The 9,035-nt window shown below is 40.5% G+C and carries 11 protein-coding genes; 7 read left to right on the plus strand and 4 right to left on the minus strand.

Features of this window, described 5'->3' with window-relative positions:
- Position 1: 1 nt before the first annotated feature.
- The 7 genes from BLT94_RS14665 (at position 2) to BLT94_RS14695 (ending at position 7,471) form a co-directional block, all read left to right on the plus strand.
- On the plus strand, positions 2 to 1,261 hold the full coding sequence (locus tag BLT94_RS14665; protein ID WP_014959195.1) for a B12-binding domain-containing radical SAM protein: 1,260 nt from the start codon (positions 2 to 4) through the stop codon (positions 1,259 to 1,261).
- 2 nt (positions 1,262 to 1,263) lie between these two features.
- Positions 1,264 to 2,718 (plus strand): B12-binding domain-containing radical SAM protein, encoded by a 1,455-nt coding sequence (locus BLT94_RS14670; protein WP_245743139.1) that lies wholly within the window; start codon positions 1,264 to 1,266, stop codon positions 2,716 to 2,718.
- Positions 2,719 to 2,776: 58 nt separating this feature from the next.
- A complete protein-coding gene (gene prmA, locus BLT94_RS14675) occupies positions 2,777 to 3,712 on the plus strand; it encodes a 50S ribosomal protein L11 methyltransferase (protein WP_014959197.1) in 936 nt (311 codons plus the stop codon).
- Between the two features lie 126 nt (positions 3,713 to 3,838).
- Positions 3,839 to 4,963, plus strand: a complete 1,125-nt coding sequence (locus BLT94_RS14680; RefSeq protein ID WP_014959198.1) for an MlaE family lipid ABC transporter permease subunit — start codon at positions 3,839 to 3,841, stop codon at positions 4,961 to 4,963.
- The gene (locus BLT94_RS14685; protein WP_092235585.1) at positions 4,960 to 5,763 is read left to right on the plus strand and encodes an ABC transporter ATP-binding protein; all 804 of its coding nucleotides are present in this window, start codon (positions 4,960 to 4,962) and stop codon (positions 5,761 to 5,763) included. The genes BLT94_RS14680 and BLT94_RS14685 overlap by 4 nt, the downstream gene beginning before the upstream one ends.
- Positions 5,760 to 6,848, plus strand: coding sequence for an MlaD family protein (locus BLT94_RS14690; RefSeq protein WP_092235588.1), 1,089 nt, complete (start codon positions 5,760 to 5,762; stop codon positions 6,846 to 6,848). Before BLT94_RS14685 ends, BLT94_RS14690 begins: the two co-directional genes overlap by 4 nt.
- On the plus strand, positions 6,848 to 7,471 hold the full coding sequence (locus tag BLT94_RS14695; protein WP_092235591.1) for an ABC-type transport auxiliary lipoprotein family protein: 624 nt from the start codon (positions 6,848 to 6,850) through the stop codon (positions 7,469 to 7,471). Before BLT94_RS14690 ends, BLT94_RS14695 begins: the two co-directional genes overlap by 1 nt.
- Here the strand turns inward: BLT94_RS14695 and BLT94_RS14700 are convergent.
- The 4 genes from BLT94_RS14700 to BLT94_RS14715 form a co-directional block, all read right to left on the minus strand.
- A complete protein-coding gene (locus BLT94_RS14700; protein ID WP_245743140.1) occupies positions 7,468 to 7,956 on the minus strand; it encodes an AAA-type ATPase lid domain-containing protein in 489 nt (162 codons plus the stop codon). The genes BLT94_RS14695 and BLT94_RS14700 overlap by 4 nt on opposite strands.
- A gap of 82 nt (positions 7,957 to 8,038) precedes the next feature.
- Positions 8,039 to 8,245 carry a hypothetical protein gene (locus tag BLT94_RS14705; RefSeq protein WP_092235597.1) on the minus strand — a complete coding sequence of 69 codons (207 nt, stop codon included), beginning with the start codon at positions 8,243 to 8,245 and terminating at the stop codon, positions 8,039 to 8,041.
- 111 nt (positions 8,246 to 8,356) lie between these two features.
- Positions 8,357 to 8,527: an ATP-binding protein gene (locus BLT94_RS14710; RefSeq protein ID WP_281243388.1), complete on the minus strand. Its 171-nt coding sequence runs from the start codon at positions 8,525 to 8,527 to the stop codon at positions 8,357 to 8,359.
- Between the two features lie 204 nt (positions 8,528 to 8,731).
- Positions 8,732 to 9,035 (minus strand): integrase core domain-containing protein (locus BLT94_RS14715; RefSeq protein ID WP_139169040.1); only part of this gene is annotated, 304 nt, incomplete at its 5' end.

Here is a 9,035-nt window from a genome sequence, read left to right on the forward strand (position 1 = left end):
TATGAAAATGCAACTAATCTTTCCTGAATGGAAAAAACTCAGGCATCAGACAGTATTTCATCTTCCTCCCCATGCACCGGTTGTGTTTTCCGCAGCTCTACCAGAATACGTTGATCTTCATTTTTTTGATGAAAATGTACAAACTATTCAATATGACACGACCTATGATATTATTGCAATCTCAGTACTTCTTTCCTGCCAGATTCCAAGAGCATTAGAAATTGCTGATAAATATAGAAAAGAAGGGGTTCCTGTGATTTTTGGAGGCATTGCAGTTATGCTTCATCCCAAAGAAGTCATGGAACATGCTGATTCTGTATTCCTTGGTGAAGTTGAAGATGGAAGGCTTACAAAGCTTCTTGAAGACTTTAAAAATGGTGAGTTAAAAAAAGTTTATGATTATATGCAAGATCACCCTGACACCAATACAATTGGACCTGCCAGGAGAGATATTCTTGATCATGAACTCTATGCCTACAGAGGCATTCAAATGGTTGATCTTGTTCATGCATCCCGTGGTTGCAAATTCAATTGTTTTCCATGTTGCAATAATTTTTTAGGTGGTAGTAAATTCAGGCCACGTCCCATTGATACAGTCATTAAAGAGATAAGTGAAATAAAAAACAACCGTCTTTTTATTGTGGACAACTCCCTTGCTCAGGATAAAGAGTGGGTAATGGATCTTTTTAGAGAAATGATACCCTTAAAAAAGAAATGGGTTTCACATCCTATTGTTTATGATGATGATGTGCTTAAACTTGCTGCTGAAGCTGGATGCTGGTATGTTTATCAAGCAATTGTTGATACATCAGATGTTATCAAAGACAGAATAAAACGCCTCCATGATCATGGAATCGGGGTAGAAGGAACAATTCTTTTAGGTACTGATGAACAAGATGAAGATTATATTAAGCGTTTGATTGATTTTCTCATGGAAACAAATCTTGATATGGCTGAGTTTACAATTCTTACACCTTTCCCGGAAAGTCCTATCAGAAGAAAATTTGAAAAAGAAGGAAGGATTCTGCACAATGACTGGAGCAAGTATTCGTGTGATAATGTAGTTTTCCAGCCAAAGCAAATATCCCCTGAAAGACTTGAGGCAATGTATGATCTTGCCTGGGAAACCTTTTATGCCAATGGAGGTCAGCAAACAAAAATGGGTTCGCTTTTTTATAAAGTTATCCAGAAAGAAATCAAAGATGGTACATATAGACGATATAATCCAAAAACAAAACGGGCTTTCAGGAAACTGATATGATCATGAACCGTAAAAATAAAAAAATTCTGCTTGTTCATCCTTTGGGTTATAAATCTGATAAAGCATCCACTGATATTTCAAGAATCGCTAATATTACACCACCACTTGGCATTGCAAGCATTTGCGCCTATTTGCTTTTACGACAAATTGATTGTGATATAATTGATTGCTATGCCCATCCTGATGCAGACAAGAAAATCAATAAATATCTTGAAACTGAAAAACCTGACTATATTGGTTTTTCCTGTTCAACTTCAACTTTTATGGATGGAATACGTATTGCAAAAATCTCAAAATCAATACTTTCTGACATTAAAATTGTTTTTGGTGGCGCACATGTTTCAGCTTTAAAAGAATCAATTATAAATAATTTTAACATTGTTGATTATGTGGTCGTAGGTGAAGGAGAGCAGACACTTACTGAACTAATAGAAGCTGACAACAAGAACCTTTCCGATATTAAAAACATTGTCTACAAAAATTATGATAATAAAGTTGTTTTTACCGGATACAGAAAAAATTTACTTGATTTAGACTCCCTGCCCTTCCCGGCATATGAAAAACTTGACGGGTATCCCGAAAAATACAAACTCCCGATTTTCAACTACCCCAAAACTCCGAATTCCAGCTGTATTTCAAGCAGAGGCTGTCCTTATTCATGCAGTTATTGTGACAGATCCGTATTCAGAAAAACTTTCAGATTCAACAGTGCTGAATATCTTTACAAACATTTTAAATATTTAAACCATAATTTTGGAATCAAGCATGTAAATTTTTATGATGATCAATTCACATTCCATAAAAAAAGAGTTTTAAAATTTTGTGATCTTATGATTTCAGGCGATCTTAAAATGAGTTTTAACTGTGCTGCAAGAGCAGAACATCTTGATCATGAAATTGTTACGGCAATGAAGGCTGCCGGGTGTTGGATGATTAGCCTGGGTATTGAAACAGGAGATCAAAAACTTCTTGCACAACATAGACAAAATGCAAATATTGAAATGCTTCGAGAAAAAATCACATTAATTAAAAAAGCAAAAATACGTGTAAAAGCCCTTTTGATGATGGGACTTCCAGGGGAAACAGAAGAAAGTATATCAAAAAGTAAAAAATATGTTTATTCTCTGCCAATTGATGACTTTAATCTTGCAAAATTCACTCCTTTTCCCGGCTCTCCAATCTACCAACAAATCAAGGATGGTGGCTCTTTAGGAACTTTTGATGAAAATTGGGAGAAAATGGACTGCATGGAATTTATTTTTATTCCCAATGGAATTAACAAGGAAAAAATGGAAGCACTGTTTATAGATTTTTACAGATCTCATTTTATGAGATATAAAGTCCTTTTTGGATACTTTTCTATGATATGGAAATTACCAGATTCCTGGCGCAGATTTTTCATTGATTTTTTCTCTTTTATGAACTTTATTAAAAATAAAAAAAGAGTTCAGACATAGCTAAAATAATAGATATCTTTGAAGATGGGATTTTAAATACACGAAAGAGTTGACAACCATGAAATTCAAAAAAGTCATTGTTCAATTTGATACAAAAGATTTGATGTTGGCCGAAGAGCTGATCTGTGATATTTTTTTTTCTTTCAGCCTCAAAGGGGTGGTGTGTGATATCCCTCTGGATGAACCTGATGAAGGCTTTGGCACAAACACTTTGCCAAAACCTGAAATCAACTCCATCACAGGATTTCTCCCTCTGATTGATTCGTCCGACATCATACTTGAAAAAATAAAGCAACAAGCGGCAAAACTGTCGAGTCTGGATATAAAAACCAATATTAAAACTCAGATTGTTGATGAAAAAGACTGGGCTGATGCCTGGAAGGACTATTTTGAAGTCACAAAGGTTACAGACAAAATTACCATAAAACCGGAATGGAAAGACCATACAGCACAAGAAAATGAAATTGTTATCCATCTTGACCCTGGTATGGCATTTGGCACGGGAACCCATCCGACAACAGCCATGTGCATAAAGCAAATTGAAACATTTCTTGTGCCGGGTTCAACATTCCTGGATGTTGGAACAGGATCGGGAATTTTAATGGTTGCGGCTGCAAAACTTGGTGCTTCATGCCTTGTTGGCATTGATACTGACGAGGTGGCCATAAATGTGGCCAAAAAGAACCTGGCCAAAAATGATATTGACCCTGAAATCTTTGATCTTCTGTGTACACCTATAGATACAATGCCACAGGATCAAAAACCTGCCCAAACCTTTGGGTTTATTGCCGCCAATATTATTGCCCAGGTCATTGTAGACATCCTGCCACAGATATCTTTGAGAATGACACACAAAACAACAACCGTTCTTTCAGGTATTATCAAAGAGCGGCAAGCCGACGTAATGAAAGCGCTTGAGGCCAGTCATCTTGTTGTCATCCATGAAGACCATATGGATGAATGGGTAACTCTTGCCGTTAAAAAGACCCCCTGATTCCCATATTAATTTGAGGATCAGTTGAATAACATTGGAAATTAATGATATACCCGTATGCATAAATTATTATCTTAACTTTTGAACTTAAACTATAACAAAAGGGTTATTGTAAGGTAAGCACATATGGCATCCCTGCCGGAATTTACTGTGTCAAACAAGGATAATACAACAATTATTTGTCTTATCGGTAAGCTTGATGCAAAAGGCGCATCCAGCATCTGGCAGGATGTCATCCACGCTATGTCTGCCGGTAGTACGGCAAACCTGATCCTTGACCTTGAAAAGTTAACATACCTGGATACGGCAGGGGCCACACTTATTCATCACATGGAAATGCTGGTCAAAAACCTGGGGATAAAAGAAATCAGCATTGTCAATCTTAAACCGGAACATTTGCCTCTTGTTGATCTTGCAAAAACCATAAAACTAAAAAATATCTATTCTCCCTTGAAAAAACTTTCCTTTGTTGAGAATAAAGGGAAAAAACTGTCAGAGCTTTTATCGGAAACAACAGAATTTATAACCTACACCGGAGAAATCACCTGGGCATTGATTCAAAGCCTTATCCATCCCAAAAAAATTCGATGGTCCGACACCTTGCAGGTTGCCGAAAGGGCCGGGGTTGACGCCCTGCCCATCGTTGCCCTGATCAGCTTTATTGTGGGCCTTGTCATGGCCTTTCAGGCAGCCATTCCCATGCGCATGTTCGGGGCGGAACTTTATGTGGCCGATCTTATCGGAATCGCCATGGTAAGAGAGCTTGGCCCCTTGATGACCGCCATTATCCTGGCCGGAAGATCGGGTTCGGCTTTTGCCGCTGAAATCGGGACCATGCGGATCAATGAAGAGATTGATGCATTAACGGTCATGGGAATTAATCCAATACGGTTTTTGATTGTACCAAGGATCATTGCCTCAACCATCATGACCCCTTTGCTGACCATATTTTCAAACCTTGTGGGAATGCTGGGCGGTGCCCTTGTGATCACATCCATGGGATATCCTATTATTTCCTATTACAACCAGATTGTATCCTTTGTGACATGGATTGATTTTGCAGGGGGACTGATTAAATGCTTTGTGTTTGGAATTCTGATTGCCGCAACCGGCTGCATCCGGGGATACCAGACCCAAAGCGGGCCGTCTGCCGTCGGGATTTCAACCACCCGTGCCGTTGTCACCGGCATTATACTGATTGCCGTGTTTGACGGTATTTTTTCAATTATTTATTATACCCTTGGAATATGAAACAGACTCAAACCGCCATAAAAATAAAAAACCTTTTTGCTGGGTATAACAATACCGCAATTATTGAAAATCTCAATTTTGAAGTGCTTAAAGGCGAAGTGTTTGTGATTATCGGCGGGTCAGGATGTGGAAAAAGCACTTTGTTAAAGAATATGATCGGACTTTTACCACCTATTTCAGGCAAAATTATAATCCTGGGAGAAAACCTGTCCGATGCCTCTGGACAAGACAGAAACCGTATCCTTCAGAACATCGGGGTAGCCTTTCAGAGCGGGGCCTTGTTCGGCTCCATGACGGTGATGGAAAATATTACCCTGCCGTTAAAAGAATTTACTCGCCTCCCCGGTTCAGTTATGGAAGATATTGCCTGGTTGAAACTCAAACTGGTCGGCCTTGAAAACTCTGCTTTTCTCATGCCCGGAGAATTGTCCGGCGGCATGAAAAAAAGAGCTGCACTGGCCCGTGCCATGGCTCTTGACCCCTCCATTATTTTCCTGGATGAACCCTCTGCAGGGTTGGACCCGATTACATCGGCAGAGCTGGATCATCTGGTCATGGATCTTGCATCATCCCTGGGAATCACATTTGTGATTGTCACCCATGAACTGGCAAGCATTGAGGCCATATCCGACAGGATCATCATGCTTGAAAAAACGGCAAAAGGCATCATTGCAACCGGCACACCTGAACAACTGAAAAATGACCACACCAACCCTTATGTCCATAAATTTTTTAACCGGACCACTGATTTAAAAAAAACTGTTGATTTTAACCGGACTAATGACAAAGGTGAACAATGACCCAAAAAACAAATTTCTTTAAACTCGGCCTGTTTATAATTATTGCATTCGGTCTTGGCACGATATTTTTAATTATTTTCGGGGCGGGAAAATTTTTCAAACAAAAGCTGCTCGCAGAAACCTGTTTCAATGAATCCGTCCAGGGCCTGAGCATCGGCTCCGAGGTAAAGTACAAAGGAATTAAAATCGGAACGGTCAAGTCCATTACCAGTGCGGCCCGTGTATACCAGACCAAGTCGGATTATGTGCTGGTGATCATCGCCCTTGAAAACGGCATATCCTTAGGCCAGACAGGTAACTCTTCAACGATCCGAATCAGGAACGCCATCAAGGACGGCCTGGTCATCCGCCTCTCCTTTAAGGGACTTACCGGCGTAGCCTATCTTGAAACCGATTATTCAGTACAAAATCCCGATGATGTGCTTGATATTTCCTGGTCCCCGCAAAACATCTATATTCCTTCCCAACAAAGCAATATCAAACAATTGGGCGATACTCTCAACCTGATTCTTAATAACCTGGCAGACATAAATCTGAAAGGAATTACAACAGACATTGATCTGCTGTTACAGACCTTGAATCAAAAAATCAATACCATTGACATGGAACATATCTCCGGTCTTGCCGCCTCCCTGCTGACGGAACTCAAAGATACCAACCAGAAGATCAGTCAAATAATCGGATCAGACAAGGTAAAACACCTTCTGAGTGATGCACAAGCCTCTTTTTCAGAACTGAGAACCATTGTTGAGACCTCAAAAACACCGTTGAACAATGCGCTCAACGATTTCCAAAAAGCCGCCGGAAGCACAAAGAACATGACCCGGGATCTTGAAGCACGGCTGGTACCGAAAATCGACAGCCTGTCTTCCAACCTTGACCAGTTGATGCAAAACCTTGCAGGGACGTCCGAACAAGTGGAAAATATAATCTGGCTCAATTCCGACAAGATCAAGCTGATTATTGACAATCTTGAAACCACGTCTGAGAATTTAAAACAGATGAGCCACGACCTTAAACAATATCCCGGCAGGCTTCTTTTTGAAAAGCCGCCCAGAAAAATCAATGCGGAGGGAAACAACTGATGAGGCAAAATCATTTCGTCATATTAACCAGTTCACTGGTTTTTCTGACCGTGCTTACCATTTTTTTTGTCTTTTCAGGTTGTGCAACCATACAGACAAAGCCTACTGACAAAAATTATTTTGAATTGCAAACCACATTGCCTGATGCAGTACCCAACAGCGTTTTCAGTGGTGATCCCCTTCTTGTAAAAAATTTTTTTATAAATCCTGCATTTGATTCCCACTCTTTTGTTTACCTCATTGAAAAAAACAAATATGTAACCGATTATTACAATGAATTTATCTATTCGCCAACCCGGCTTATCACAGAAAAAATTGCGGAAAATCTTTACAGCTCAAACCTTTTCAAGCCTGCCCCAACCGATGGCAGACAGGGCATCACCTACCTTTTATCCGGTAAAATCACAAGGCTTTACGGAGATTTTCAGGCAAAAAATGATCCCCGTGCCATAATTGAAATAAGAATGATTCTGAAAAAAAATACAGGCAAAGCTTTCCAGGTTATTTCCAGCAAGACCTATCTGGCCCAGGAACCCATTTTATCCCGCAACCCGGCTCACCTTGTTTTTGGCTGGAACAAAGGGCTTGTAAAAATCATGGCACAGTTTATCAGCGATCTTTAATCACCCTGGCGCTGGCGACTGATGTCAAGTTTTCTCATCCTGGATGCAAATGTGGACCGGTTGATGCCGGAAGCCTTGGCAGCCCAGGTAATGTTACAGTTGTTTTTTTTCAAGAGCGATACCACATACTCTTTTTCCAGTTGGGGCCAGGTCATGCTGCACAGGTTCATGATAAAATCATTGGCTTCACCATTAGTCTTTTCTGGGAAAGCTATTCCTGAGGAAGCTGTTCCAGGGGAAGCCGTCCCTGAATTCGTGTAAGTATCCAGGATTGGGTTCCGATCTCTTACATGCAGGGGTATGTTTACCAGGTCAATATATTCATCCTCTGTTGTTACCATAAGATAACGAATCAGGTTTTCAAGCTCTCTTATATTCCCGGGCCAGGCGTAAGACACCAGGGACTGAATGGCATCCGTTGAAATCTTTTTTTCAGTGAATCCGGCAGTTAGAAATTCTTTTTCAAGAAAATGCCTGATCAGCAAAGGAATATCTTCTCGCCTCTCCCTTAAAGGTGATCAACGACAAATATTTTTTTCCTTCAACGACAATTAAAATTCCCGTTTCTCATTCCTTTATAACCTGCTGATTTCGTATTTTTTTCTCATTATTGGCTTGATATTTTTTGTAACATTGATAATATCCCCCACGCCGGTCCGGAGGATAGGGCAACTGCTGGGAAGCACCCCGAGCGCCGTGACTGGTGACGAAGACATGGGGGGCAGTATGCTGTTCAATGTATGCTGCCCTTCCCCCCATGTTTTTGTCCTTCATGCGTTAAATCCCCGCGCCTTAGCGCGGAATAAATACCCCGTAGGGCCGCCGGAGGCATATTGTTTTTCTTCATTTTTTTCCTTAATATATGCTGAATCTCGTGTTCGGACATTATCTTGGTTCTTTTTTGGCCTGCTCCATGCGATAGCTGTCAACATTCAATTCAAAGATAATGCTGTGATGAACAAGCCGGTCGATGGCTGCAGCCGTTGTCATCGGATCTTTAAAAATCTGTTCCCACCTGGAAAAAGGAAGGTTGCTGGTGATTATAGTGGACCCCAATGTCAAGACAGTTTTTCATTCAATTTAAGCGTCATTTTCCATTTTGAAAATGTTCGTAATTCTGTGTCACGGTTCGGCGTTCAGATTTGCTTCGGCGACTAGCGGAAGTGGAAACCAGGCCCTGAGAATGGGCACCCCAAAATCTTCTGCCCGTCGGAAGGGGTTGGTTTCCGCTGGAGCGGGTTTTTCGGTACATCGTTTTCATCATCCCACCAACCTCAACTGATTTTTACCATAATATATTTCGGCTGGCGTTTGCCCGTTAAAACTCTGGTGAGGTCGTTCATGGTTGTAAAAATTGAAATATTTTTTCAAGGACTTGCGCAGCTGCTCAACGGATTGAAATTCGTTTACATAAATTTCTTCATATTTCACGCTGCGCCATAGCCGTTCTATGAAAATATTGTCCATACACCGGCCTTTCCCATCCATACTGATTTTAATGTCCTTATCTTTCAATACTTTTGTAAACTCGTGACTTGTGTATTGAGATCCTTGATCCGTGTTG

This window comes from Desulfobacula phenolica (genome assembly GCF_900105645.1).
GTDB lineage: Bacteria > Desulfobacterota > Desulfobacteria > Desulfobacterales > Desulfobacteraceae > Desulfobacula > Desulfobacula toluolica.